Raw genomic sequence first — 25,739 nt, forward strand, 5'->3', positions numbered from 1 at the left:
TTACCGCCAAATAAAGGAAACAGGGATGAAGATAACCCATAATAAAGGAAGGATAGAAGTTTAAAGTTAAATAATTATACATCCATATTTTTCATCAATTTTTTCTTCAATTAATTTAATAATTACCTCAATGTATTTGATGATATTTTGTGGATGGATTGGAGATATATTATTTTCGTTGTTACAGCTTTCTAAATCAAACTCCACTTTCAATTTTTTAAAATTCTTTTTCTGGCTCTGTAGAAATCCCTGATATTCAGGCGAGAATGAAAGTTAACAATTATTTAAAATGTACTGTCAGATATTGAAGGTATTTGTCAATTTTGCCCGATTGGTATTGATTTTGATAGGTTTTCTACAGAGCCAACATTTCATCCATTCATAACACTCCATAATATTCCTAATAATCAGTAATCTGTGGGTTCAATCAAGGAATAGGAACCCTCTATCGAACGTCCAAATACAAATATCTCTAAACATCCATTTTCAAGAAAGGCAAAGGCACCCAAATTCTTTGATTCACAATAATCAGGTGTCGAGAACAAAGATAGCAATTTACCATCAAACCACCATTTGTATCCTTTGTCCAATGCAGAGTGACCCCGAACTATCTTTTCAAGGTCGTTGATTCTGAGAAACTCTTCACAAACATCAGGACCAAATTCCTGAGCTCCCCATCTTTGAGCAGATTCCTTTAAACCATAATCCTCATTAGGATCGTTCCATAAATAGGAAAGATAATCCTCTTTCTTAATGAGGTCCAAACATATAGGATTCGCGATTCCTCCATGTACACAAAATACCGAGCCATTCACAACGGCCGCAATTGGCATATTTTCAAATGTCCTGTTCACAAGAGTAAATATCTTGTCATCCTCATCCAAATCATTATAGAGGCCATAAAATGCATTGGTGCCTGCGGTCTCATGATTGCCGCGAAGAAGAATTATATTATCAGGATGGTTAATCTTTAACTGGAATAAGCGACAAAGAACTTCAACTGAGTGACCTCCCCTATCAACATAGTCTCCAAGAAAGATAAATTTGGTACATTTTAGTTTCGCGCTCATTTTCACTATGAATTCCAATGCCTTCAAATTGCCATGTAGGTCTCCTACAAGAATCGCAGAATCGTAATTTTTACGAACAACTGCAAGCTCAGAGTCAAATATTAAGGAAACTTTTCTGTTTAGATTTTCAAAGTATTCTTTGTTCATACCATAATCCTGCTGTAACTATTCAGCGTATAGTTATCGGCGCTTCTTTGAGCGCCTTAAGAATGGATTCTATTACTGATATGTCATTTTTTAATCGTAGAAATGTATCCTCTTATTCGGCAAAAAGCATCCGCTCCTTGATCACTTTTAAATGTTCCAGATATTTTCTGTTGAACTTTCACCATCCTAATATCCCTTTCCGCCTGATTGTTATCAAAAGGAACTTTCTCATCTTTACCAAATCTCAGAATTTCTTCCTCGTAGTTTATGAACCTATCAAGATCAGAATTATAGGTTGAAGTAGCCAGTTACCAGCAATATCAGAATGTAAGAGAAAACATCATGAATTGTATAAGCTGCCTGTACACAAATCTATCTATTTATCACAAACTTGCGTACAGCCTGGAATCGATTAATATATAGAATAATCCTGCATCATTTAGTATCAGAATCAAACTTTTCCTGCCATCCGCGCTGTATCCATGCTGCTGGCCCATGAATCTTTTTAGCTGCATCTTCAACCCACTTACGTTTAATGTGTGTCCACATGCCCTGCATCAACAACGTCAATTGACGGATATCTGATTCATCATAATCCTCTTCTTTGTTTCCCACACCTGCAACTGCAACAATCCGATTACCATCAAATATGGGAACATTCATGTGACTTTTTATTTCCACATGACCTTGAGGATATCCTTTCTTAAGGGGGCTGGGGGTGGAGTAATCATTGGTTACAATGGGTTTTCTCTGTCTTACAGCTTCTCCCCAAAGACCGGTACTTTCCAGAGGATATTCTATGGGTTTATCTCTAATTTTGCAAACTTTCATCGCGACTCTGGACCAGGAATGCATTATGAGAACTTTTTCGTCTGCGCTCAAAAATGCAAGATAGCCCAGCTTGCTCTGGGTAAGTCTTATCCCTTCTTCAAGGACAAAATCTGTGATCTCCTGCAATGGTGCTCCAGTCATCTGGCTAAGTTGCAGCAGTGCTTCCAGGCGAGACACGTTTAGTTCCAATGCTTCCTCTGCCTTTTTGTGTTCGGTGATATCAAGAATAATTCCCTGATAATGGGTGATGTTACCATCTTCATCACGCTGGATCAATGTTCTTTCATTGACCCATCTAACATCTCCAAATTTAGTAAGTATTCTATAATTCAGAGTGAAACCTTTATGCACTTTTTCTTCAAGATATTTGTCAAACTCTGTATGAACACGTTCCTGATCATCTGGATGTATTATGTTAGCATAGGGAATGCGTCCTGATGTAAAATCATCTGGCATATAACCAAATTGCAGGATATTATCTGTTACGTATTCCACAGGCCAGTCTTTCTCTACCTTCCACAAAAAACAATTATCGGACTACTGTTAATAATTGTTTCCAAATCAATTTGCTTCATAGTATTCTCCTTTCCCAACTTATTAGACTTCGGAAGAATCAAACTCTCCACCAAGTGGCAGCATAATGATTTTACTGTACTATTGCAGATATTAATTACCCAGTATTCATTTGTGTAAATGTTTTTATTTTATGCTATATCTACTTATCTGACTTGGATGAAAGGTAAAACAAGAAGAACCTAATATAAATGTCAGGATTTTATCTAAATCACAATAAAAATCAAAAATAAACATTTTTAATCATTTTTGTTTAATATTTTTAAACATATCTACTTTTGCATTTTCATAACTATTTTCAAAAATTTCCAAATTTCCTTTTAGATCTATCACATTGAGATTAAACAATTTGGCAAACTCGTCTACCTTTTTCTCGAAATCCTTTTCATAGGCAAGGCCAGTATCGACCTTTGCAACATGTTTGTATCCCGCATAATTGAAAACTATCTTTACCATTTCTATATCATTGGGATCAGGAGTAAGACGCGTGATCACCACCATATCTCTCCAGCGGGCTGCCTGCATTGGAGTGAGGAAATAAATTCCCTCTCCTTTTGTGTCCTTCAGGGGCTGCATATAGACTTCCCTTCCACCAAGGGCTGCGCAGATACAGTCGTCTACGATCCTATCTTCCTCGTCTTTGAGTATGCTGATAGGGCATGGACAGGACTCAAAATCTTTTTCAATATCTACAAGTACGTTTCCGCATAATCCATAGAAAACAAGTATGCTGTCAGAATATCTGACCATCTGATCCACAGTTTTGTACACTTCATCCTTTAGACGTTCTCCTTGTGAATCAAGTTCGATCTCAAGTAAATATACAATAAGGGAAAATCTCTCAACGTCTTTTCTTTCGGATTTAAGGGTTATTTTAGCAAGAGGCAGTACTGTATGGGAATATCCTATATCATTCAGTTTCTGAGCTAATCCAACAGAATTCTCATTTTCAACTACGATCACTTCATCAAGTGTTGGATCATTTTGAATCAGATAAATAATTTCATCTTCAAACATTTCGCAGCCTACAATACTCATCACAGGCATAGATATTTCTCCCCCGTTGGATTAAAAATATTGATACTGTTTGATTTTCAGTTCATTTTTGGAGACCTAAAAGTTTTCAGAGCTAATAAAATGTCAATTGAAGTCCCCCATTTCTGCAGTTATCTTTTATTTTGCATTACCCCATTAATCTATTAGTTTTTTCTACATATAAATCTCTTGAACAAATTTTGCTATTTCTACATCAGTAGGAATGATTATGCATCAACGTTTAGGAATTCTGTTCGAGAACCAATTTATCAAGCCTGTAGGTACTTCTTATCAAATACATAGTATAGTATTATGATCTACCAATTGCACCAAAAATATGGTTTCAATAAATAGATACCAAATATACCCAGATATTACCATGAAAAAAGATTCATTATAGGGTACTACATATTCCCCTCTGAAACTAAAGCCGAATATGAGCTATCAATTGCAGAACTTAGAAAATGAAAAATAACGTGCTTTAATTATCCCCTATGAAATGATATGCCTAAGTTCCGTATTATTTTTCGAAAAGCGGAAATAAAGAGACTTGATTTCACTAGTTTAGAGAACTACATACAAATTGGTCTATTCCTACATGTATAGAGAACTTTTTTGAACACTTGAACATATGCCAGAGATTTTATTCATCCCCACGTGTATGGGGAACTCTGTTACATTTTGCTTTTTGCCTTTTTCTACAGGTAGAACAGATAGTGTAAACCGTTTATTTTTGTCAATGATGTACAGTTAAATGTATGAATAGAATGAGTTTATTGACTTTTTTGCTTGTCTTCGTATTACATATCCCGAATTAAGAACATTTGTTTGACCATAGTAAGGATCATTGGTTAATCGATAGCAAAGTCTATTTTGGTTAGACTTTAATATTTGAAGAGGGAGCTACATAAGGATTTTGTTATTTGAGTCTATGAGTTGTCTCACATCGATTTTTTGAAGATGATATCGAAGTGATGTTTTACAAGGTATTTTGTGATAGCATTTAGAAAGAGAATGGATTGAGTCCTTTCCTGTTGTCATACCTATGACAGCATGAAATCGATCTTTACTAGTAAGTGAACATTTATTGAAATGTTAATATAGTCGATAAGAGGTTGTAGTACATTTTTGGCGCATTCAGTAGGATTTAATTCAAATCGAGTAATATAAACTTTCTTTTGCGATTGGAAATACATGCGGAGGGAATTATACCACATATAAATGTATCATATGATGGCTCTGTAGAAATCCTCAATATTCAGGCAACAATCAGATTTAAAAATATTATCTAATGTGTTGCACGATATTAGATTATAATCTCAATTCCAGTCAATGGACATCGATTTTGATAGGGTTTCTACAGACCCACTCTCCACTTACAATTATAACGAGTGAACCACAATGCCAATAAAAAATGAAACGATTTCTCATACCAATATTCAGTATAGAATCTATCTTGATATGGATAATGTAATCACCGACTTTGATAATGCGTGCAACAATATTTCTTCTGGACTTATCAAACTACATAACTCGGACAGGGATAAATTCTGGAAGATCGTTGAATCTCATGGGATCAATTTTTGGTCAGAAATGCCATGGAGAAATGATGGTAGAAACCTTGTTGATTATCTATTAAACTACAACACAACAATTCTTTCAGCACATCCAAATCCTAAAAGAGGACGTGTAGCAGAATTCAGTATGAAAGGGAAATACGACTGGTTGGCCAGAGAGATTGGTAAAGACTTTGCTGATAAAGCTATTATCTGCAGACGTTCGGATAAAAAGATGTATTCATCTCCCAGTTGCATCCTTGTAGATGACAATACTGAAAATATTGAAAACTGGGAAAATGCAGGAGGAATTGGCATCCTACATTTTGATACTGAAAATACGGTTGATAAAATAGAACAGGTATTTAGAGAAAATGAAAATTGAAACAAGTAGACGCGTCGAACTTATTGATATCACCGATGTGGTGAAAGAAGCTGTAGAAACAAGTGATATCCTGAATGGGATTTGTGTCATCAGTACTACACATACCACTACATCGATAATTGTCAATGAAAATGAATCAGGTCTGCGTGATGATATTCTGAACCTGTTGGAAAGACTCGTTCCCCCTTCGGCCGGCTATCAGCATGACAGGATAGATGACAATGCCGATTCCCACCTCAAAGCCGTCCTTCTGGGCTCGAGTGAGGCCATTCCCATAATAGATGGAAAGCTGGTGCTTGGAACCTGGCAAAGTATATTTTTTGCTGAAATGGATGGGCCCAGGCACAGAAAAGTGAACATCATGATCATAAGGCAGAGTTGAACAGAAGTATTGGGGGTTTTGGAGAATGTTGTTGCATATAAGGCCGATAGGTGAGGTCGAAAAGGGTTTGCTGGATGGGCTGAAAGACCATATAAGCTCTATCTTCTCCCTGCCTGTCAAGATCGACCCGGCAATGTCAATTCCGTCTTATGCCTATAATCCTGATAGGGGGCAGTATGAAGCATCGACCATTCTTGCTGATATGATGATGTCAATACCCAGTGATGGTTCAAAGATGCTGGGCATCATCGATAAGGACATATATGTAAAGTCTTTCAATTTTATCTTTGGACTTGCGGCTGAGAGGGTAGCTGTGATCTCACTCACAAGGTTGAGGGAGGAGTACTATGGACTCCCGCCAAATGAGTTTTTGTTCAAGGAGAGGATTCTCAAAGAAGCCATACACGAGATCGGACATATGTTCGGGCTTGTGCATTGTCCTGATATAGGATGTGTGATGCATTTCTCAAATACCCTTGATGATACTGATATCAAGGGTTGCGAGCCATGTGCACGGTGTAAGGCCCTTTTGTGAACCGTTCTATTATTAAGGCAGATCGAATTCCAAAATATCTTATTCAATCATCTTCATGATCTCAAGAACCTCGAAGTCAGGGACATCATACCAGTTCTCATAGACCTGTGCGACCGCATAGAATTGATGGGGCATTTCCAGGACTACCATATCATCTATCAGGTCCCCTATCTTTGCGGCGGTCTCCCTTCCTGTTACAGGTACTGCAACTACGATCTTTTTTGCCTTCTTTTTTTTGCAGAGCATTATGGCAGCTCTCATCGTGGATCCCATTGCTATTCCATCATCTACCAGAATAACGGTCCTGTCCTCTATGTCTGGCAGGGGTTCTCCTGACCTCAAGACATCTATCCGTCTTTCGATCTCTGCTATCTGGGCTTCTTCTATACTTTGTATCTCTTCACCTGAGAGCCAGTTCCCTGCTTCAGGGAAGATGAAGGTGCTTCCATTCTCTGCAATCGCACCAAACCCTGCCTCTGGATTATCCGGGAATGGCAGTTTCCTGACAACTATCAGGGACATCTCTGCTTCCAGGTACATTGCCACACGATATCCTATCTCAACACCCCCACGCGGGATGGCCAGGACGATTGGTTTTTCTTTCCTGTATTTATCAAGGGCTATGGCAAGCTTGTCTCCTGCTTCTTTTCTGTTCTTGAATATGGGAATCCCTCCATCTATCTTAGAAAGGTGGCCTGTAGACTTCTATTGATGAGCCTGACGGTACTTTTGAATCAGGGAAGCACAATTCCAGTACCTTTTGTGCAATGTGCTCAGGTTTGAGCATTGGCTCATCGGAGAACAGGGATCTATACATCTGGGTATCAACGCCCCCCGGACATACTGCATATACCTTCACCTTTCCAGCAAGTTCGCTGGCAAGGGACTCTGTGATGCCGATAACAGCAAATTTGGAGGCACAATAGACAGAAAGCTGGGGTATCCCCTGTTTTCCGGCACCAGAAGATATGTTAACGATCCTGGCTGAATCGCTTTTGAGAATATGTGGAAGGGCGTATTTTGTGCAGAGGAACATGCCCTTGACATTGGTGTCCATTATCTCATCATATTCATCAGTTGAGATGTCCTGAAGAGGTTTCCTATAGGCAACACCAGCATCATTGACCAGTATGTCGATCTTACCGAAAACATCCATGGTCTTTGAGATGAGTTTCTTGACACCTTCCTCCTCTCTGATGTCTGTGCTTATGGCAAGACAGCTTGCTCCTGTATCCTCAACCATTTGCCTGGTCTGCTGTATCTCTTCCTCTGTCCTTGAAGTCACAACTATATTGGCTCCTTCATCTGCAAGGCTCAGGCAGATGGCTCTCCCTATCCCCCTGCCCCCACCTGTGACAATGGCGGTCTGACCTTTCAGTTCCATAGCATTCACTACTTAAAAGTTGGATTCAACAGGTCTTATGCTTTTGGGAAAATAGATTCTAAAGATTGTTTCGGGAACTACAAACGGAGAAGGACAAGCAAAAATCGATTCAGGAAAATTCAAACTTGGGAAAGGAAATCCAGTCACATTTACTGTAATAGGCGTTGAGCATCCACTCTACAGTTACGAACCAGGTGAACAGAAGTCTATTACTGTCTACCTTTGAGACCACCATTTTCTTTTTTCTTTTTTTCAATCCACCCCCACGTTTGACAATCTTGACCCTTTTCTAAAGAGACTGTTTTCATTTTGTCCCATTTTTACCCACTCTACCTATAATACGACAAAATATGGAGAGAAGCAGCAATGAAATCTATTAGTGTGATGATATCAAACAAAGGAAATACCCTCCAGATGTTTGGTATTTTATCACCTCTGATATCTTTGGTGAAGGAACTGCCATCTAGTTTTGTACTTAAACTAGGGAACCTCGAAATTGACATGTATTTTCCTTCCGCTATACTGCAATATGCCTTTTCATATTAAGACGGAAAACTACCTCTCTGGAAGAGGAATTTTTTGAACATTGTTGTTTCCTTAGGCGCCAAGGATTTGTGCCTATGTCACCTTTTTGTATTGGTGTTGTATTTGATTCGGACTTTTGTTGCAGTTGATCTTACAGTTATCAGCCTGATTGAATCAAAAAAGATGGATGATAAGGACTTCATAAGAACTGAGAGTTATTCTTTAAGGTTGAAACCTTCAGGAGCTAAGAAGGTCACTGAAGAGTTCAATAACCGGATGAATAAGAAGGTAGCTTACAAGAAACAATCTGTTATGTGGAGCTATGCCTTGTTATTGAAAGCAAGGGAGCTTGCTCAGTATCTTGTTGGAAAAAGGAAAAATATTGATTTTAGCAAGCCTGCTTATACTGTTGAGAGGCATGATTCACAGGATATAAGGCAAAAGATCCTTGAGATCTCCTATACTGACTGGAAGAACATGGGATTTTCTAAGGGTACTTTGCACTACATGAAGCAGAATGCTAAGGGAGATAAACCGTTTACCCTTAACAAGCATGTAAGGGAACGGTTGGAGCAGTGGAATAATACCATGCTATGATGACATATTCATTTTTTAGATTTGCCCTTAGTCACCTTTACAATTCCTACCAAAGTTCCAATAATTAAAATAAGACCCCCTATAATACTTACTATATTATCAGTCGCAGCAAGATTTTCATAGGAAAGACTAGAAGGTAAATCTATATTTTGATCCAACTGGGCTTGTTCTCTAATTACTCTAAATTCAATATTGTTAGGCTTCATTAAATTTAAAACTAAATAGTTCTCTTTTATCAAGTCTAATGAAGAAAAACTATTTGATGAAGTCTCTGTAGTCTCAAAGCTTACAACCCAAGATCCAATTCTATCATTTTCGTTTAGTGAATTATATTTTTCTAAAACAATATAAAAATCTGCCTGACTCTCGGGAGGAATTAATAATTCCTCAATCAATGTAACATCATTTCCAGAAGAAATTGGGATAAAGCGTTCTGAATCTTTATTAGCATTTAGTCTTAAATTGAGATTACGAACATTAATCCACAAATCATTTTTATTTACTACACTAAAATGAATTGCTAAATTTTGTTCAACTTGTATTTCCTTATCTACGTTTAATTTCGTTCCATAATTATCAACTAATTCGGAATTAATCTCCAAATTATAATTGGTGGCATGTACATTAGAAATACTTAACAAAATAAAAAAAACAAAAATGAAGGATCTAAATTTATGCATGCCACTTATTAATAGATTTACATATTTAATAATTGCCATTTTCATGACAAACATAGTAGAATTAACGTTTCTCAAAAATATGCAGAACCATTGATATTTTATAATAAATATCAACCAAAGATAGTAATTATAGCCGCGACAACTTGTATAAGTACAAAAGTACCAGACATTATTTTAGCAACTGTATTTTTTTCTAGATAATCTAAAGAACTATTTTTGAATCCCAACCATCTAAAAATGTGAATTGGTAACAATATTGCCACATGTAACCACTTTAGCGGATTAAATAAATCTTGGAGTGCTTTCCCTAAATATTTCTTCGTTAGACCAATATGCCTATTAAGCGCATGCTTGCAATTAAAAGATTGTTTTTCTGCTTCATCAATTTGATAAAAAGAAGATCTCCCTTGTCCAACTATGGCTAAATTTGGAATTGCATTTGAGACTATAAAATATTTACCGTTTTCATGATCAAATTCCCCCAAAACACCAAGATCCAGTTGTATTTCAGGTTCATTTTGTGTTAGCCAAACATAAAGCTCCTCATCAAATTTCCGCTTTAAAACTAAGTTTGCAAACTGTGTGAATTTCTGTAAGTATTTATTTGCAAAATATAAATTTTTCGTCCAACGAATACATTCATTTAACAATATCAGAAATACTAAAGCTCCCGTAACTATTGCAAGAATGAATAAATAAGGTACAATATCTTCCATTGCAAAATAATAAACCTACCAGCATAAAAATTTTTTGTGCTTTATTCTGAAGTTGAATTTAACAATGGTTATTCAAGGTTAATTAAAAACATTTGTGGCCAGAGTTTACTAAACGTTGCGTTTTCTGGAGATTACTATTACCCCAGCGTAACGTGCGGGGATATAGGTAACGTCTAAAAACGGAACTTTGATATTTAATTCACAATGTTCTGTTTAATCAACATGATAATTTAAAATCATTTAAATAAAATAGAAACAGAGGATGTAGATTAACTTACACGTTAAATCCTCTTCTTTTTGCTTTTTTATGTAATGTAAATATCATTAAGATTCTTCATCCTCATAGTCAAAAACTGGTTCTTTGATTTCAATATTAAACTTTTTAGCCAATCGTTTTAAGATATTTTTTTGTTCCATATTATTGTCATCTTGAGTCCAATAAAGATCATTAAGGTCTTTTGATATAACATCTGAGATGTATTTTTCTGGAACAAAATCTCCATTCTCATCATGACTTAAAATCTCATCTAATATTTCTAAGCGGCCAAGATCATTATCTTTAACTGCTTCCTCAAGTAAATCTTGTATTTTGTATAGACCTTCTTTGAATAGTTTCGGGTACTCAAATAAATTCATATTGTAGGTATAGAATTCGGGTGTGACAACAAATTTATTCTCCAATAGTAGTTTAGTAATCTTATTTTTGTAGTGTTTTTGGAAGCTTTCTCCCATTAAATTCGTAAGAGCAATCCAGTTACTTTTTTGCCAATTAGTCGTGCAATCATCAGAATTCGCCCATTGCTCAGCAAATTCAAAAATCGAATCCGAATAAGCATTTTCAAGCCAGAAAGACGGTTTTTTATTTTGAACTTCTAAAGCAAGGTTTGCAAGGTATGTGTCATCTTCGAAATATATATTCCATTCATCCTTTTCCAACAGAATTAAAGTTGATACAATTCTATTGATTATTTCTTCATCATCTGTATTTTTCAACACCAAAAAAAGTTCCTCTGAATAGTATGAAACATCTAAATTTGAAGAATTTCTAATTTCATCTTTGATTTCTGAATGCTTCATAAATCGGGTTACTAGCTTGTCTTTCATATCATTGTTTTCATTCTCAATCAGCTCCAGAGTGAAGTGCATCTTATTGAGTACATCAGAGCAAACAAATAAATTAGAAGTTTCATCTTCAAAAGCAAGATTAATAATATCAACACCAAGTTTATTGTCGTTACATTCCACAAGATCCCACAAAAGATTGAAATGATTAAATTGTTTGATATAAGCGTACATCTCTTTTGCATTTATTTCATTTCTGTTAGTCCAAACATCACGCATCACTTGTAAACCACGTGCTGAACTTTCAACTGCTGGAATCGAAATAGTGTGCAAGTCATTTTTGAAATAGTAAGCCATTAGTAAAGCAGAATATATTGGCGATTTATTCTTTTGTTGATGATAAACAAAGTTATGATATTGTCCGGTTTTAAGTAACTCTTTAATTTCTTCTCTACAAGACTCATCATATGAAGTAATCCAAACTAAAATGTCAAGTGCCTCTATAGAAGGATTATTTTCATTAACCTGATTACCATTGTTCTGGAATATATGATTTCTTAGTGCTAAAGGAATTTTTTCCCAACTATTAATGCCGGCATTGATAGAATAAGTTAGAAGTTCTTTTGTACCAGCTTTAATAGAAGAAGATGATCCAATGTTATCAACAATATCATTTTCTACTTCTTGAGGGGGTAAAATCCATTTATAAGCTGGTACATGTTGAGAATCAGATGCAAGAGCCCATTGAGTCAATTCTTCAGAGCTTATTTTAGAGAAGATGTGTGTTTTGTGAATATCACCTATGATTTCAACTATATTTTCAAGATATTTTACATTTGCTTCATAGTCAAATTCATTGTTTCCTGCAATTCTTGTTTCCAATTCTATTAAAACCATATCCCAAATTCTTTGAAGAACTATTTTATTTGATGACATCTTTATGATGGGCAAATAATCTTCGATACAGCCTTCCGGTAGAAGGGATAAAGATTTTTTTATTAAATGCCCTTCTATTTTTTTTACAAATTTGCGGCACTGTTTTTCATGCGAGTCCCATAAACCACTATAAATTGCTTTTGAATAATTAAATAAAATACCTGAAGGAGTTAATTTATCGATGTGATGATCAAAGACTGGCCAAAAACCACTTTCATGCATTTCCTCTAAAGCTTTTAATTCATGCCCATTCGCATTTTGCAAAACTTTTTCTATTTCTGGCTCAAGAAGCAATTGATGCCCTTTTTGTGCCCCAACTCCAAAAACGATTCCAGCCAAATGTTTACTGCATTCAGATGGTAAGAATGGATTATCTTGCACTTTCGGTAATTCGTTATTTATTAATTCGCGCTTAATTTTTTGTGTAGAAGATCCTTTTAAGTACTTGTGAACTACATAATAGGCTACGCTTTTGGTTGGAATATTTTTATCGGCATGCAATCGTAATATCCCTACTTGATTTATATAATTTTTAATTTCACGAGGGGTTGGAATATCACCAAGATTTTCACGTGTTAATTTTAACATTCTTAAAACATCATTTTTATCATCATTATTCCAACCAATGCATGCTTCATTTATCATTTCCCTTGTGAAACTTTCCCATCCTGTAAGAACTGGCTCTGGAACTTCGATGCGGATTTGAAAACACTTATCAAAAAATGATTTTGCACATGATCCTAAGCATTTTTCATCTGAAGTGTTTTCATCATAGCTTAATATATTTTCCTTACCCCAGAGCTTAGAAAGCCCATTCATATCATAAGGAACAATAATCCAAATCTTCTTATACCACTGGTTATTGGGTTTTGAAGGATTACGCTGTTGAAGAAAGGTTTGGAGAGTTGACCAGATTTTCAAAGAGTCTTGTGCATCAATTCGATCAAGATTGTCAACAACAATCATCAATTTACTAGAAGGATCGTCTTCAAAAATCTCGGACATAATTTCTCCGAAATATTTTTCGAACTCAATTGAAGATCGTTCCTCGTCTTCTGAGATTTCTTGAGTCGTAGTATTGTTTACTTCACTTTCTAAAAATGCCCAGTTTTCCGTTTTCCATGCATTATTTCCTAAATAACAGATGTTTCCTATAATGACCCATACAGGCATAAGCGAAAAAAAGACCCCAAACAAAAAAGGCAAGTGTGGATTTCCACCCAATTGAAAAAATAGTTGTGAACTGTCCACCCCAGATACAAGACCTGCGCCTAAGGGTACAAATAAAACTGAACCTGCTAACCATTTGCCAAGTTTTGTCCCATATTGTTTTGTATGAGTAATAGTTTCACGCTTGCGATTGGAAATCTTTTCACTTAACTCTTTCAATTTTTTAGATTCGACATCGACTTGAGATATTAATGATTCAAGAAATATTCTTCTAAGATGATCACCTTCGTGTGCCCATGCATCAAAATAGAAGTAATGAAAAGACTTTTTTTCAATCTTTTTTTTAAGAATTGATACAACCGTTGATTTACCAGAACCCCATGACCCCTCTAATCCTATGGTAAAACCATTGTCATTATCGTCTATCAATTTGTATAAAGTTTCAGCTACGTTTTCATGGGTTTTATCTTCAAAAAAGTCGGTATCTGTTATTTCATCAGTAAGAAGCTTAAATCCATGCGTTTTTTGTTCATCTTCATTCATAACTAAACCCCTTTATTTTTGTTGAGATTAATAATCTCTCAAAAGGTATTTGATATCAGTAGCTATTTTTGATAGGAGAAAGGTGCGAGAGTTATTTAAGCTTATCTTATTAGTGCCATTTAAAAGAATTTAATTCACAAAAACACCATCAGTATCAGACAATGTATATATTATTATAATGCTGTTTCTTTTTATATTCTTTATGGTATCAGTAAAAATCAGTAACCGTTTGTTACCATATGTGGTGCATTAATTGATAATATATACTCTGGTATTGTATTCAAATATAGTCGCTATAAGGGATATATATCTGCAAAAACTATGTAGGATTTGTGCCAGCAATTATGACAGTAAATTTGGCATCCGATATGAAGTAAAAAATGCGCCACTAACTAAAGTAACAATGGCGCTTGGACTGGATTTATATGAATACGAAAAGTACCCGAGTAAGTGTAACTTTGCCAAAATTTCTAAAGATAAAGTTAGAACAGTTTGCTAAAGAACATGGATGTTCTCAAGCTGAAGTTGTCAGAATAGCATTAATGAAGCTCTGGGAGGCTGAGAAATGACTCGTAAAATATTCTCAGCTAACTTCAGGACATATGGAGAATGGTTCAAAGCTCAGCCAAGAGATACACGCTATGCAAAGGAGATCATTAGGAAACATGAGAGATTTCCAAATATGAACTTGAAGGATCTCAGGGATCTAAAATTGAGAGATCATACACTAAGAGACAACGCATGGAACACCCTGACATCTACTCAGAAAAGAGATAGAACCCTATCTCTTAAAGTTCTCAGATATATGAGAAAAGGCGACTCTTTAACAAAAGCAGTTGAAAAGGTAGGAGTAAACAAAGACTTTGCAGTAAAACATCTTGGAAAGAATCTCCATAAATCAAAGGGTAAATGGAGAGTAAATTCTTCTGATACAATAGAAACTGAGATGTTGATCTATGGTAGGAATACAGGTCAAACAACCATAATAACCGCAAATTCAAAAGATCGAAAACTGATAGCGGAGTATATGAACGCTGTTCAAAAAGCTCTAAGAAGCGGTGATGAGGCTTCATTAAAGCGGTTTGGCAGTGTCAAAATCACCGATGCTAGCGGCAAGGAGCATTATCTTGAAACTGATCTTGATAAGCTATTTGAAATAATGGAAGCTCAGGAAGAGCCTGAATTTTTACAGATCTATCAAAGTTGAGGAGTGGATACTATGGATAAAGATGCTTATGCAAATTATATTAAAAATAACAAGAAGGGAAAGAAACCACCGATGGCATGTGCTGTATGTGGAGAGGATACTCCTAAACTTATTGAAATGCATCATGTTGATGGCAGAAATAATACAGACTGGATTAAGCCTCTCTGTAAGAATTGTCATTTTAAGATAACATCAGAACAAAACAGACTTAGCCCTAAAGTAAGATCAAGTGAAGCTTCCTTGCAGAATAAGAGAGCTTTTAATATCATTTCTATTGGAGCTTTATTAAGAGAACTTGGAGATCGGTTAATTAATCTTGGAATGGAGATGACCGTAAATGTCTAAGATAGCTGTTAGGGGATATACACAGAAGGTAAAGAAATCTTCAGGTAATCCCTTTTACAAACCTGAAGATGTACCCTTAAGGCATGATAGGGTACTAGTTTTTGATACAGAAACTACCATAGACCAATATCAAAACTTTAAGATAGGGTATTTTCAGATATACCAAAATGGGTACATTCAGCATGAAGGTCTATTCTATAACCCTTCTATACTTGCCGATAATGAAAAAAGTCTATGTGAAATCTATACCACTAGACATAATCTAGTAATCTATACCCTAGATGAGTTTATAGATACTGTATTCTATAACGAAATCTATAATTTTCATAGTCTATGTATAGGGTACAATTTACCCTTTGATATTAGTAGGATCTCTAAAAAAGTAGGAGATTCTAGAGGTAGGAACAAGGGAGGGTTTACCTTTACCCTTTCAGAAAATAGGTTCAATCCTCCTATTATTATCAAGAAATTAGGTCAAGCCCATACTTTTAAATTAACCTCAACCAAAATCAACAAAGGTAAAGATCGTTTTTCAGGACACTTCCTTGATGTTCAAACACTTGCAGAAGTTCTGCTTCAAAAAAAGCGTGTGTCACTTGAGAAAGCATGTAAATTATTAACTACTAAAACACAGAAAACAAAGTCAGAAGAGCATGGAAAAGTCACTGAAGAATACATTGACTATATGATCACTGATGTTCGTGCCACTTGGGAAGTTTATGAGACACTTATTGCTGAGTTAGATCTCTATCAAATAGACATACCATTAACCAAGATATACAGCTCTGCATCTATTGGAAAATACGCTTTAAAGCAATTGGGGATTCAATCATTCTTAACTCATAATCCTGATTTCTCTCCTGAAATGCTTGGTAATATCATGACTTCCTATTATGGAGGTCGCTGTGAATGTAAGATAAGAAAAGAGCCTGTAAAGGTAACTACCCTTGATTTTACTAGCATGTATCCAACTATTGTATTGTTAATGGATCTCTGGAAATACATGATAGCTGAATCTCTTGAAATGAAGGATGTTACCAATGAAATTAAAGAAATGCTCTCAAAAGTAGATCTTACATACCTTCAGAATAAGGAGAATTGGAAAGACTTTGTTGTTATGGTTAAGGTTCAGCCTGACAATGATATACTGCCTGTAAGGATGGATTACAAAGGCTCTGGAACAGGCTATAATGTAGGTATCAACTATCTTAGTTCTGACTCTGAATTATGGTATGCTCTGCCTGATGTTATATCCTCAGTTATTCTTACTGGTAAAGTTCCAGAGATCATTGAAGCAATCAAGTTCATCCCAAAAGGTGTCCAAAAGCAATTAAGAGAATCTCAGATACTTGGGATTGATCTTGATCCTGCAAAGGATAATTTTGTTCAGGTACTTGTTGAGGAAAGACAGAATATCAAACTTAAGATGAAGGGTATTAGTAAAGAAGATCCAGAATACCAACAATTAGAGAGCAGAGCACAGGCTATTAAGATCCTTGTAAATTCCACAAGTTATGGAATCTTTATTGAGCTGAATCCAGAAGATAAGAAAAGTAATATTCAGGTTTTTGGTTTGGATGATTTTAATACTTTAGAGAACAGGTATGAGAAAGCAGGTAACTATTATCATCCTCTGTTAGCTGTTATGATAACAGCAGGATCTAAGTTATTCTTGGCTATGGCTGAAGCTAAAGCCAAAGAGCTTGGTGCTGTTCATGCTTACATGGATACAGATTCTATCTTTGTTCCTCCTGAACATGCTCAGGAGATCATAGACTATTTTCAACCTCTTAACCCATATAACCTTGATATTGATTTGCTGAAGGCTGAAAAAGAGAATATGTGGTCTTATGGTATATCCTCAAAACGTTATGCTCTTTACACTTATGTGAATGGAAAGATCAAGTTCATGGAAGGTGAGAGATCCTTTAAGCTTCATGGTCTTGGTCATTTAACAAACCCATTTCCAAAGAGTGTTGGAGATTGGCAAGCTGAGATATGGGAAGATTTACTTAAGTTACACTATGGGATTCTTACAGAGGTAGACATTGAAGAGAAGTATTCTAACCTCTATGCTATCTCAAGACTTACTGTAAGTACTCCTAACGTACTGCATAGGTTTGATAAGATTAATAAAGGGAAGTCTTGGAATGAGCAGATTAAACCTTTTAACTTCTTTCTTGTGGGATTTCAGACAATTGAGGAAAACGGCAAGGCAGTAAAGCCTCTAGCTCCATTTTCTAATGATCCTCAGAGCATTGTGTATGATCCCTTCACTGATTATGAATCACAAAAAGTTAAACAGGGATCTCATTATTTCAAGCAACTGAGCAGGACAATAATAGAGTATGCTAATCATCTTGAATCTAAGTTTGATGGTGGTATTGGAGTACTGGAAAGGAAGCATGTTCAAGCTGATTCTATCGTTTATATCGGGAAAGAAGCTAATAATATTGATGAGCAGAGTATTGATGTGAAGAAGGCTCAGGAGTTCATCAACAAACAGGAGATAATGGATAATATCCTCAACATGTCTCAAACAGAGGGTGAATCTATGGGGGTTTCTAGGAGCAGGTTTCAGGGTATTAAAAAGAGAATAAAAGATAACGGAGATCTCAATTTGAATACTCCGGCAGTGAGGAGGTTATTGAGGCTTTGAAATAATCTTATTAATACAAAAACCATGATAATCACATGGTTTTATGCAAAAGAGAGTTTTTCAAAAATCAAACTAAATTATGATTACTTTATTCTACAACAATAACTTCCTCTATATGTTCTAATAGTTTTTTATTTTTCTTAGCTAATTCCTTAGTGGTATAAGCTTTAGTTGCTTTTCCAGTCACATTACTTTTAACTACATATACTTGGTACATTATTTATGCCTCCTTTTTAATATTATATGTATATATATTTATAACTTATTAATGAAACATGTTGAAGTTGATTTTATTGTCTATATTAGAAAGGAAGCTAACAATATTGATGAGCAAGCTCTTGATGTGAAGCGTTCTCAAGAGTTTGTCAACAAGCATGAGATTATGGATAATATTCTCCAAATGCCACAAAAGCAGGCTGAAGCTCTGAAAATTTCTAGAAACCGGTTTCAGGGGATTAAGCAAAGGATAAGAGAAACAGAGGATCTTAATTTGAATACTCCAGCAGTGAGGAGATTAACAGGTTAAGTAATTTGCTTATATAAAAAAAACAATAATTGAATTAGTAATACATTTGAAATCCACAATGATTTTTTTGATGACATAAAAGGATTTGATAAAATATGAATTTAACTTTAGACATTACAATTATTCTGTCTGTTATTATAACCCTAATATCGATTATTGTTTATCATTTTGACAGAATTATAGTTAATGTATCCTCCAATGAAACTGAAGTGCACGGTTACTGTATTAATGGAGCAATTTTTATTTTTTCGTTTGTGCTATTGCCTTTCACGGTAGCTTTTGGATCCATACTGACAATAATCCATATTTCAGAATACAATCTAAACACTTTACAATTAAATGGGCAGGTATCTTTAATAACCCTTTTAATGCCAGTTTTTTTTATTACAGTGTTGCATTTCTATCTGCTATTTTTGTCCAGAAAATATAGTATAACTGAAGAAATGGGTTTAGTGAAATTAAAACAAGAAACAAATATGAAATTAAACTATATGTTGGATTCCTATTTCATTTCATTCATAATATCAATATTTTGCTGTGCATTATATTATCTCATATTAACAAATCCTTCAGCACATATGGGGCTTGTCTTATTCTCAATTGGGGCAATATTGATTGCTTTTGTGGGAATATACACTTTGTTTGCCTATTTCTACGGTTTACATATAGCAAGTTACCCGTATGCGAAAATATCGTTATTAACAGATTCACCTTGTGATATGCAAGGAAACATTCGAAAGTTTGGTAGACAACTAGAGCTAGTAACGGAAAAAGAGACATATTATATTAATAGAGACAACATCAATTATATCAAGATACTGAATAGTATAACAGAAAGTGAAGAAGAAAAAGATGGATAACAAGATTTTACATAGCTCCTATTTTTTATGGTGTCACTGGTCACAATAGTGCATATGAAATATTTATAGAAGTAACTAACAGGTGTTATTTTTAAAAAGAGTTCCGTTTTTACACGTTACCTATATCCCCAGCGTAACGTGCGGGGGGCAAGATTTGAACCTCGGAATAATTAAATTTTTGTGAAAATTTGTTTTCTTTAATTATCGAAGTCATTGAACCTTTCGTCTTTCAGAGGGAGAATGCTTACTTCAATAGCTTCAGGTGCTTGTTTATTGAAGTTTTTAGAGCGAACTGATCTACTTGTCCTTGCATCTTGACCAGAATTTTGTAAAATGTTTCTAGCCCTTTTGAGATGAGTACCAATTTCCTGCCTGTTTTTCATGCCAAGCAAATTAGCTGCAGCAGCATAGGTAAGTTTAGGGCCATATTCATCATCTACAAGATAAGATGCTAGAGCCTGAGTCGGACTTAGATCACCTCGATTCCTCAGAACTTCAATTGGAATATGGGTAGGAAGTGGTTTTGCTATACAGGAATATGCCATTTTGGTGAGACTCTGTTCATTACCGCCAGCAAAGAGGACTTCTCTTAAGAACTCTGTTGGGAACGCTTTGTCTGAACGCTTGGATGTAATCTCTAAAACCGAATCATATCCTAACACATTAAGCAATCTTGGCTTTAAGTCATTCAGCTGATTGTTCCATTTTTCAAAATCATCATCGGCAAACCATAAGCCTTCTAGTGCTGCCAGGCATGATTCTTCATATATGCGGGCGGCTTCTGCCCAACGAACTGGACTTCCTCTTGGAGTCTTTGTCCACAGTTCATATGTTGACTTCATTATTATACGATCGATATTTTCCAATTCTTCAAAGCCTTCGTTTCTTCTGAACAGGTTTTGATTGGCAATATTCCAAAAGGACACAGCAGTAGTCCAGTTTGAAATTGATTTTTTTACTAGCACGGCTTTGGGAGAGCTGGATTCATTCCATTTTGATACGAGAAGCGTAAACGGTGTACTATTATCGTCACTATAAGTATGGAGTATACCTCCAAGGCTTTCAGCTGTAATTGTTGCCAAAGCTGCTGCAAAGGCAGGTTTGTCGGGGTGCGTTATAGGAAGCTGTTTATAATTTTGAAATACACATCGCGCTGTCCCAGCTTTTACTAAAGTCTTACGATTTACGGCCATATGAAATACAATGTATTTAATCGCATATAATTTATGACTTACTATGTATTTCAAATTGCATATTACTACTCTGTTGATAATGCAATTATTATCTTGATGCAAGCATCTGGGCACAATTAAGCACATTAGTAAAAATAACTCCCTTGAGCATGCAGTTACTGTTGGGTGATGGAAAAATAGTATTTGAACTGAATTGTAGCAACTACGGGGGAATGGCTATTTTTGCTTTCCCAGTCATTATGAGAAATTATAATAATGTTGCAGGAGAGGATTGTATCTATTATCTAACAATAGAATCTGTTAAGCATGTTAAATGTTTATTGAATTAATGTAAGACCAATGTTTCATTTCAAAATGTTTGTGGGAATAATGAACATGAAGGGAATGTCTGGTAGTTAGATTGTATTTCTACTTTGCAAGCTGCTTCACATCAGAGGTAACTCTTTTGTTGTTTACTGTCCTACTTTCCAACAGCTTCGAAAACAGCATTTGCAAGCGCTCTTTCTAATATATCATCAGATCGCTCCCAGTTTAATATTACATCTGGATTTTTTCTATATGCTTCTTCAGCCCATTTTAAAAAATCAGGGTTCATATTTCCAGTCTCCGAAATAGAGTCTATTTTGATAATGCTCGTTGATCGGTCAAATAATTCAAGAGTATTTCTTTTTAAAGTCACATTTTTTCACTTCCATGAAATGTTATGTATCTTAGATATACAAAACACATCATGTACACAGGAAGTATATATGGTTTATTAAAGATATTATGGATATTTGAAATACAAAAAAAGGAAGATAAAAGGTGCTTTTTGTAATTGTTTTGTGTTTATGCGAGTAATGCAATTTTTTACCTCTATCCCAACCCTTTGCCTCTAGTACATCTATATTCACACAAATCTATGTGTATATACACATGACAAAAAGAGAGGTAAAATGGATTAGATCATTTTTTCATTTTTTCAATTTCTCTACTAATCATTTTTTGTATATCTTCCATTGAAATGCTATTAATTGCTTCTTGTTTCATCGAGGTGCTCTTGTCAATGGCATCAAGGGTCATGGGATAACCACATTTCATACAAAAGGCTGCATGTGGCGGGTTGATTTCCTTGCACCTCATACACCTGGTTGGTGTTAATCCTCTTTCCTGTACCTCTTCCTCGATTTCGATGCCAGATGCTTTCAGGATCGCCCTCTCAACATCTTTGTCTGTCAGGTGTACATATTTTGAAGCAACATCACTTCCGGCAGTCCATCCAAATTGCTTCTTTAATTGTTGCTCGGTCAAATGATTTGCAAGCTCTGTGGCTCTTGTATGTCTAAAAAGGTGAGGGTGAATACGTCTTTCAATTCCTGCTTTCTTTGCTATATTATGTATCTGTCTTCTCACAGCTTCAGCTGTAAGTTTGACTATTTCCTTGTTCTCGGGTAAATTCCTGATCTTATAATCAAGATCAGGATTCTTATACTTACCTTTCATGGAATAAAACAAAGGATTCTCATAATTTGCTTTGTATTCATGGCTATCAAGCCATACGCGGAGATAAGATGAAGCTAACAAAATACGGTTTTTTCTCCATCCGGTTTTGCCTTCGGGAAAGGTCACTATTGCTCCATTATCGTCAAATTCAACATCTTTAACACGCATAGATAAGAGTTCACCGATACGACACCCCGAATCATAAAGAAGAGCAATAATGGCAGAATCCCGTGGGTGTGAGCAGTTTGTAAGAAGCAATTCAAGTTCTTCCTTTGTTAGCATTTCCTCCGGAAGTTTTGAATTACTCTTTACTCTCTTAGTTTTTACCAAGTCCAGTAAATGTTCCTGCCCGGAGCACTGCAACCATTTACGTAATGATATTTTTTGATTTACCTGGGTCGTTGGATTTTTATGTTTTTTCACAATTGAAGTTAAAATTTCTTTAATACTAGCTTCATCAAGTTTATTGTAATCCAAATGAGGCTTTTTTTGAACAATTGCTCTGAAATTTGAAAGGTATGAGGTCATGCTGTGATGCTTCAAATTTTCAATGAGCATGTATTCATACATAGTCGTGTAAATTTGCTGTCCTTGGCCAGAAGCATCTTCATTGTGCCTAACAATCCAAGCATCTATATCTCCGAATACCATATTTTATTATAGGTGTTTCAAAGGTTAATACATTTGCCGTTTAACATGAAAATATTAGATTATAAATCGGGATTAATATGACATATTCGAAAATGGTTAAAAGAAACGAGACCCTCATCCTTACCCATGGTGATTCTGATGGTGTATGCTCTGGTGCCATTGCAAAAAGTGCTTATCCTAATTCGGATATTTATTTTACGAGTCCTGTGGGTGTGTTCGATGATCTCAGGATGACAGACAGCTACAAGAATATCATTATCTGCGATATTGCAGTTGATGAGAAGTCCTGTATGCGCCTTTATGAGAGACTTGAAGAACTTGTTGAGCATTCCGATCTGATGTATATTGATCATCATCCTCTGCCTCGTAAATGCTGGGATGTGGATTGGCTGCACCATGATACAAGCGTCTGTGCTTCTGAGCTTACATATAAAGCACTTGAGGGCAGACTTCACAAGGATATGCGCAGAGTTGCGATATATGGAGCTATCGGGGATTATTATGATAATACTCCTTCTATCAAGGAATGGACACTTGACTGGGATAAAAGAAGTCTTTTCTTCCAGGCTGGCACTCTCATCCAGGCACTGATCTTTGCTGGCAGAGACTATGATTTTAAGAGAAAGCTGTTACTTCCTCTTTCCCGTGATACGATTCCTTCGGAGATCCCGGACATATTGAATTTTGCTCGCCTTGGTTCTAAACTGGAAGAGAATCTGAGGCTCAGGATCAGAAAGCAGGTAAAGGTTCTTGACAGTCTTGCTTATGTTGTGGATCCCAAAGGTTACATGTCCAAATCAGCGATATATGCTGCTGCTTCAGGTATGCGAGGAGTCGGTCTTGCTGCGGAATACCGCCACAGGAAGCACGCATATGACATGAGTCTGAGATCAAGGGATACAGTTGATCTTAATATGATATTGCGAGAAGTAGCTCCTAAATACGGTGGTACGGGCGGTGGTCATGCTTCTGCAGCCGGTGCGAGGATACCTCGTGAATCATTTGAGGATTTCATCCGTGAACTGGATAAGACTATAAGTAGGGAAAAGCATAAGACACGTTTGATTGAAAATGGTGAAAAATGAAGACCTGACTCAGGGTGCTAATTATGAGATTCTTTTTGTAGGACGTTCAAATGTAGGTAAATCCTCGCTCATCCGTGAGATAACCGGAAAGAAGGTCAAGGTTGGCAAAAGGCCAGGTGTAACCTTAAAGGCCACACATATACGTTTTTCCGACCTTCTGATAACCGATATGCCTGGCTTTGGTTTCATGAGTGGTGTGAAGGACCACAAACAGGATATTGTAAAAAACGAGATCGTACGTTATATTGAGGATAATGCAGAACGCATCGACCTTGCAGTGATGGTGATAGATGGTCCTGTTTTTGTGGACCTTGTGGATAGGTGGGAGTCCCGTAATGAAATTCCTGTTGACCTGGAACTGTACGCCTTTTTGAAGGAGCTCAATATTGATACGGTTGTTGCAGTGAACAAGATAGACAAAATAAAGGACGATGAGCTTGATTTTGTTATTGATGGCATAGTCGATAAGCTTGGTATGCTTCCTCCATGGAAACAATGGCTTGATCTGATTGCTCCTATAAGTGCCAAAAAGGGAAATATAAAATCCCTGAAGTCGCTCATCAGGCAGCGTTTGCATGCTGCAAAAAGGGATAACCTGTTCAAGTATTTCTGAGTTATCTTACCCGAAAGGTAGCACCAATTTCGGTTGCTATCTTCTCACATGCTGCAATATCTATTTCCGGCATAGCTACAACTGTCATCTGGGTTCTTATTCCGAGATTAACAGCTTCTTTTGTGAATTCCAGGAGTGACTCGTAGGCGTTGTCGAATGCTGGTTTGCAAATGGCGTTGTACTTTTCCTTTGACTCTGCGTTAAGGCTTACAGAAACGGATTCAAGGCCTGCACCCTTTAACTCTTTTACAACATCCATGTCCGGTTGCATAAGCTTTGCATGACCATTGGTGTCCAGCCGTATGTGGCAGTTCCTTTCATGCAGCCACCTGGTTATATCAAGGACCGTTTCGAACCTGCATGTGGGTTCTCCCAGTCCTGTAAAAACGATCTCCCTATATTTAGAGAGGTCTATGCTCTCAAGTTCTCTGATAATTTCCTCTTCTGTAGGATCCCTTGACAGTCTGAGGTCGTAACCATAAACGCCGTCTGAGAATTCCCTTATACAAAATGTACAGTTGGCACTGCATCTGTTGGTGATGTTAAGGTAGAGATTTCCGTGAGCCTTGTAGGAAATAGTGCCCTGAAATATATCATCTTCATTGCTATTCTCAGTGTTTGGCATTGTTTACTCCATATGCTGCTTTTCGGTCCAGATGCCTTCATTGATTATCCTGCTGTATCCCGGTTTTTCAGGTATCCTTTTCAGGAAATACATCTGTGCCGGGAACCCTGCATCAAGTTCCACATTCTCTCTTGTGTACCAGCTTCCTTCGAAGATGTCAAGCTGCTCAAGTACGGTGTCTTCCGGGTCGTAGACCTCACCATATATTATTGATATCTTTTTATCTTTTATAACACCTGGGAATCTATGTAGGTCGAGCATTGCATAGCTCTCTTTGGTATGTGTTTCACAGATGAATTCTGACCCTTCTATCAATGGGTGATTGCAAAAACCTTTTTTCAGTGAACCGTAGACAAAAACATACAT

26 protein-coding genes and 1 pseudogene are annotated in these 25,739 nt (G+C 36.2%); 11 read left to right on the forward strand and 16 right to left on the reverse strand.

Going from position 1 to position 25,739, the window contains the following annotated elements:
• Nucleotides 1–66: 66 nt before the first annotated feature.
• From V7O66_RS02985 to V7O66_RS03005, 5 genes and pseudogenes are all read right to left on the reverse strand, one after another.
• On the reverse strand, nucleotides 67–213 hold the full coding sequence (locus V7O66_RS02985) for a hypothetical protein (RefSeq protein ID WP_406661496.1): 147 nt from the start codon (nucleotides 211–213) through the stop codon (nucleotides 67–69).
• A gap of 194 nt (nucleotides 214–407) precedes the next feature.
• Nucleotides 408–1,217 carry a metallophosphoesterase gene (locus V7O66_RS02990; RefSeq protein ID WP_406661497.1) on the reverse strand — a complete coding sequence of 270 codons (810 nt, stop codon included), beginning with the start codon at nucleotides 1,215–1,217 and terminating at the stop codon, nucleotides 408–410.
• Nucleotides 1,218–1,239: 22 nt separating this feature from the next.
• A pseudogene (locus V7O66_RS02995) lies at nucleotides 1,240–1,498 on the reverse strand (transposase); the annotation flags it as partial.
• A gap of 154 nt (nucleotides 1,499–1,652) precedes the next feature.
• Nucleotides 1,653–2,570 carry a GAF domain-containing protein gene (locus tag V7O66_RS03000; protein ID WP_406661498.1) on the reverse strand — a complete coding sequence of 306 codons (918 nt, stop codon included), beginning with the start codon at nucleotides 2,568–2,570 and terminating at the stop codon, nucleotides 1,653–1,655.
• A gap of 294 nt (nucleotides 2,571–2,864) precedes the next feature.
• Nucleotides 2,865–3,668 carry a DUF1638 domain-containing protein gene (locus tag V7O66_RS03005; RefSeq protein ID WP_406661499.1) on the reverse strand — a complete coding sequence of 268 codons (804 nt, stop codon included), beginning with the start codon at nucleotides 3,666–3,668 and terminating at the stop codon, nucleotides 2,865–2,867.
• 1,389 nt (nucleotides 3,669–5,057) lie between these two features.
• Here V7O66_RS03005 and V7O66_RS03010 point away from each other — a divergent pair.
• Genes V7O66_RS03010 through V7O66_RS03020 form a run of 3 tightly spaced genes read left to right on the forward strand, consistent with a single transcriptional unit; the run spans nucleotide 5,058 to nucleotide 6,514 of the window.
• The gene (locus V7O66_RS03010; protein WP_406661500.1) at nucleotides 5,058–5,597 is read left to right on the forward strand and encodes a hypothetical protein; all 540 of its coding nucleotides are present in this window, start codon (nucleotides 5,058–5,060) and stop codon (nucleotides 5,595–5,597) included.
• Nucleotides 5,587–5,979: a secondary thiamine-phosphate synthase enzyme YjbQ gene (locus V7O66_RS03015; protein WP_406661501.1), complete on the forward strand. Its 393-nt coding sequence runs from the start codon at nucleotides 5,587–5,589 to the stop codon at nucleotides 5,977–5,979. Before V7O66_RS03010 ends, V7O66_RS03015 begins: the two co-directional genes overlap by 11 nt.
• A gap of 25 nt (nucleotides 5,980–6,004) precedes the next feature.
• A complete protein-coding gene (locus V7O66_RS03020) occupies nucleotides 6,005–6,514 on the forward strand; it encodes an archaemetzincin family Zn-dependent metalloprotease (RefSeq protein WP_406661502.1) in 510 nt (169 codons plus the stop codon).
• Between the two features lie 39 nt (nucleotides 6,515–6,553).
• Here V7O66_RS03020 and V7O66_RS03025 read toward each other — a convergent pair whose 3' ends face one another.
• From V7O66_RS03025 to V7O66_RS03035, 3 genes are all read right to left on the reverse strand, one after another.
• Nucleotides 6,554–7,195 carry a phosphoribosyltransferase gene (locus V7O66_RS03025; protein WP_406662552.1) on the reverse strand — a complete coding sequence of 214 codons (642 nt, stop codon included), beginning with the start codon at nucleotides 7,193–7,195 and terminating at the stop codon, nucleotides 6,554–6,556.
• A gap of 1 nt (nucleotide 7,196) precedes the next feature.
• Nucleotides 7,197–7,898, reverse strand: a complete 702-nt coding sequence (locus V7O66_RS03030; protein WP_406661503.1) for an SDR family NAD(P)-dependent oxidoreductase — start codon at nucleotides 7,896–7,898, stop codon at nucleotides 7,197–7,199.
• A 109-nt stretch (nucleotides 7,899–8,007) separates the two neighbouring features.
• A complete protein-coding gene (locus V7O66_RS03035; protein WP_406661504.1) occupies nucleotides 8,008–8,154 on the reverse strand; it encodes a hypothetical protein in 147 nt (48 codons plus the stop codon).
• A gap of 392 nt (nucleotides 8,155–8,546) precedes the next feature.
• Between V7O66_RS03035 and V7O66_RS03040 the strand changes: the two genes are divergently transcribed.
• Nucleotides 8,547–9,020 (forward strand): CRISPR-associated endonuclease Cas1, encoded by a 474-nt coding sequence (locus tag V7O66_RS03040; RefSeq protein ID WP_406661505.1) that lies wholly within the window; start codon nucleotides 8,547–8,549, stop codon nucleotides 9,018–9,020.
• A gap of 8 nt (nucleotides 9,021–9,028) precedes the next feature.
• Here V7O66_RS03040 and V7O66_RS03045 read toward each other — a convergent pair whose 3' ends face one another.
• The 3 genes from V7O66_RS03045 to V7O66_RS03055 all read right to left on the reverse strand — a co-directional run bounded on the left by V7O66_RS03045 (nucleotide 9,029) and on the right by V7O66_RS03055 (nucleotide 14,127).
• A complete protein-coding gene (locus V7O66_RS03045) occupies nucleotides 9,029–9,745 on the reverse strand; it encodes a hypothetical protein (protein WP_406661506.1) in 717 nt (238 codons plus the stop codon).
• A 65-nt stretch (nucleotides 9,746–9,810) separates the two neighbouring features.
• A complete protein-coding gene (locus V7O66_RS03050) occupies nucleotides 9,811–10,416 on the reverse strand; it encodes a hypothetical protein (protein ID WP_406661507.1) in 606 nt (201 codons plus the stop codon).
• Nucleotides 10,417–10,740: 324 nt separating this feature from the next.
• Entirely contained in the window at nucleotides 10,741–14,127 is a 3,387-nt protein-coding gene (locus V7O66_RS03055) for a P-loop NTPase fold protein (protein WP_406661508.1), read from the reverse strand.
• 565 nt (nucleotides 14,128–14,692) lie between these two features.
• Here V7O66_RS03055 and V7O66_RS03060 point away from each other — a divergent pair.
• The 5 genes from V7O66_RS03060 (at nucleotide 14,693) to V7O66_RS03080 (ending at nucleotide 19,724) form a co-directional block, all read left to right on the forward strand.
• Nucleotides 14,693–15,334, forward strand: a complete 642-nt coding sequence (locus V7O66_RS03060) for a hypothetical protein (protein ID WP_406661509.1) — start codon at nucleotides 14,693–14,695, stop codon at nucleotides 15,332–15,334.
• A 12-nt stretch (nucleotides 15,335–15,346) separates the two neighbouring features.
• Nucleotides 15,347–15,679, forward strand: a complete 333-nt coding sequence (locus V7O66_RS03065; RefSeq protein WP_406661510.1) for an HNH endonuclease signature motif containing protein — start codon at nucleotides 15,347–15,349, stop codon at nucleotides 15,677–15,679.
• Nucleotides 15,672–18,338 carry a DNA polymerase gene (locus V7O66_RS03070; protein WP_406661511.1) on the forward strand — a complete coding sequence of 889 codons (2,667 nt, stop codon included), beginning with the start codon at nucleotides 15,672–15,674 and terminating at the stop codon, nucleotides 18,336–18,338. The genes V7O66_RS03065 and V7O66_RS03070 overlap by 8 nt, the downstream gene beginning before the upstream one ends.
• A 268-nt stretch (nucleotides 18,339–18,606) precedes the next feature.
• Nucleotides 18,607–18,864, forward strand: coding sequence for a hypothetical protein (locus V7O66_RS03075; protein ID WP_406661512.1), 258 nt, complete (start codon nucleotides 18,607–18,609; stop codon nucleotides 18,862–18,864).
• Between the two features lie 95 nt (nucleotides 18,865–18,959).
• Nucleotides 18,960–19,724 (forward strand): hypothetical protein, encoded by a 765-nt coding sequence (locus tag V7O66_RS03080; RefSeq protein ID WP_406661513.1) that lies wholly within the window; start codon nucleotides 18,960–18,962, stop codon nucleotides 19,722–19,724.
• 197 nt (nucleotides 19,725–19,921) lie between these two features.
• On the opposite strand, the gene V7O66_RS03085 is transcribed toward V7O66_RS03080, so the two are convergent.
• The 3 genes from V7O66_RS03085 to V7O66_RS03095 form a co-directional block, all read right to left on the reverse strand.
• Nucleotides 19,922–20,971: a hypothetical protein gene (locus V7O66_RS03085; protein ID WP_406661514.1), complete on the reverse strand. Its 1,050-nt coding sequence runs from the start codon at nucleotides 20,969–20,971 to the stop codon at nucleotides 19,922–19,924.
• A gap of 406 nt (nucleotides 20,972–21,377) precedes the next feature.
• Complete coding sequence (locus tag V7O66_RS03090) at nucleotides 21,378–21,596, reverse strand: hypothetical protein (RefSeq protein WP_406661515.1); 219 nt, start codon at nucleotides 21,594–21,596, stop codon at nucleotides 21,378–21,380.
• A 266-nt stretch (nucleotides 21,597–21,862) separates the two neighbouring features.
• The gene (locus V7O66_RS03095; protein WP_406661516.1) at nucleotides 21,863–23,050 is read right to left on the reverse strand and encodes a tyrosine-type recombinase/integrase; all 1,188 of its coding nucleotides are present in this window, start codon (nucleotides 23,048–23,050) and stop codon (nucleotides 21,863–21,865) included.
• 92 nt (nucleotides 23,051–23,142) lie between these two features.
• Here V7O66_RS03095 and V7O66_RS03100 point away from each other — a divergent pair, with 92 nt between their 5' ends.
• Nucleotides 23,143–24,135, forward strand: a complete 993-nt coding sequence (locus V7O66_RS03100; RefSeq protein WP_406661517.1) for a DHHA1 domain-containing protein — start codon at nucleotides 23,143–23,145, stop codon at nucleotides 24,133–24,135.
• Nucleotides 24,122–24,748: a GTP-binding protein EngB gene (gene engB, locus V7O66_RS03105; RefSeq protein WP_406662554.1), complete on the forward strand. Its 627-nt coding sequence runs from the start codon at nucleotides 24,122–24,124 to the stop codon at nucleotides 24,746–24,748. The genes V7O66_RS03100 and engB overlap by 14 nt, the downstream gene beginning before the upstream one ends.
• A 1-nt stretch (nucleotide 24,749) precedes the next feature.
• On the opposite strand, the gene V7O66_RS03110 is transcribed toward engB, so the two are convergent.
• Both V7O66_RS03110 and V7O66_RS03115 read right to left on the reverse strand, forming a co-directional pair.
• Nucleotides 24,750–25,373 (reverse strand): TatD family nuclease-associated radical SAM protein, encoded by a 624-nt coding sequence (locus V7O66_RS03110; RefSeq protein WP_406661518.1) that lies wholly within the window; start codon nucleotides 25,371–25,373, stop codon nucleotides 24,750–24,752.
• Between the two features lie 3 nt (nucleotides 25,374–25,376).
• Nucleotides 25,377–25,739: a gamma-glutamylcyclotransferase gene (locus V7O66_RS03115; protein WP_406661519.1), complete on the reverse strand. Its 363-nt coding sequence runs from the start codon at nucleotides 25,737–25,739 to the stop codon at nucleotides 25,377–25,379.

The organism is Methanolobus sp. ZRKC3 (genome assembly GCF_045291275.1).
In the GTDB taxonomy this organism is placed as follows: Archaea; Halobacteriota; Methanosarcinia; order Methanosarcinales; family Methanosarcinaceae; genus Methanolobus.

Excerpts from the sequence above, each read along its gene's own strand:
- V7O66_RS03050 (WP_406661507.1), bottom strand. The coding sequence starts at position 10,416 with ATGGAAGATATTGTACCTTATTTATTCATTCTTGCAATAGTTACGGGA.
- V7O66_RS03010 (WP_406661500.1), top strand. The coding sequence starts at position 5,058 with ATGCCAATAAAAAATGAAACGATTTCTCATACCAATATTCAGTATAGA.
- engB (WP_406662554.1), top strand. The coding sequence starts at position 24,122 with ATGGTGAAAAATGAAGACCTGACTCAGGGTGCTAATTATGAGATTCTT.
- V7O66_RS03045 (WP_406661506.1), bottom strand. The coding sequence starts at position 9,745 with ATGAAAATGGCAATTATTAAATATGTAAATCTATTAATAAGTGGCATG.
- V7O66_RS03015 (WP_406661501.1), top strand. The coding sequence starts at position 5,587 with ATGAAAATTGAAACAAGTAGACGCGTCGAACTTATTGATATCACCGAT.
- V7O66_RS03110 (WP_406661518.1), bottom strand. The coding sequence starts at position 25,373 with ATGCCAAACACTGAGAATAGCAATGAAGATGATATATTTCAGGGCACT.
- V7O66_RS03080 (WP_406661513.1), top strand. The coding sequence starts at position 18,960 with ATGAATTTAACTTTAGACATTACAATTATTCTGTCTGTTATTATAACC.
- V7O66_RS03065 (WP_406661510.1), top strand. The coding sequence starts at position 15,347 with ATGGATAAAGATGCTTATGCAAATTATATTAAAAATAACAAGAAGGGA.
- V7O66_RS03030 (WP_406661503.1), bottom strand. The coding sequence starts at position 7,898 with ATGGAACTGAAAGGTCAGACCGCCATTGTCACAGGTGGGGGCAGGGGG.
- V7O66_RS03070 (WP_406661511.1), top strand. The coding sequence starts at position 15,672 with ATGTCTAAGATAGCTGTTAGGGGATATACACAGAAGGTAAAGAAATCT.
- V7O66_RS03055 (WP_406661508.1), bottom strand. The coding sequence starts at position 14,127 with ATGAATGAAGATGAACAAAAAACGCATGGATTTAAGCTTCTTACTGAT.
- V7O66_RS03020 (WP_406661502.1), top strand. The coding sequence starts at position 6,005 with ATGTTGTTGCATATAAGGCCGATAGGTGAGGTCGAAAAGGGTTTGCTG.
- V7O66_RS03005 (WP_406661499.1), bottom strand. The coding sequence starts at position 3,668 with ATGCCTGTGATGAGTATTGTAGGCTGCGAAATGTTTGAAGATGAAATT.
- V7O66_RS03100 (WP_406661517.1), top strand. The coding sequence starts at position 23,143 with ATGGTTAAAAGAAACGAGACCCTCATCCTTACCCATGGTGATTCTGAT.
- V7O66_RS03095 (WP_406661516.1), bottom strand. The coding sequence starts at position 23,050 with ATGGTATTCGGAGATATAGATGCTTGGATTGTTAGGCACAATGAAGAT.
- V7O66_RS03060 (WP_406661509.1), top strand. The coding sequence starts at position 14,693 with ATGACTCGTAAAATATTCTCAGCTAACTTCAGGACATATGGAGAATGG.
- V7O66_RS03075 (WP_406661512.1), top strand. The coding sequence starts at position 18,607 with ATGAAACATGTTGAAGTTGATTTTATTGTCTATATTAGAAAGGAAGCT.
- V7O66_RS02990 (WP_406661497.1), bottom strand. The coding sequence starts at position 1,217 with ATGAACAAAGAATACTTTGAAAATCTAAACAGAAAAGTTTCCTTAATA.
- V7O66_RS03115 (WP_406661519.1), bottom strand. The coding sequence starts at position 25,739 with ATGTATGTTTTTGTCTACGGTTCACTGAAAAAAGGTTTTTGCAATCAC.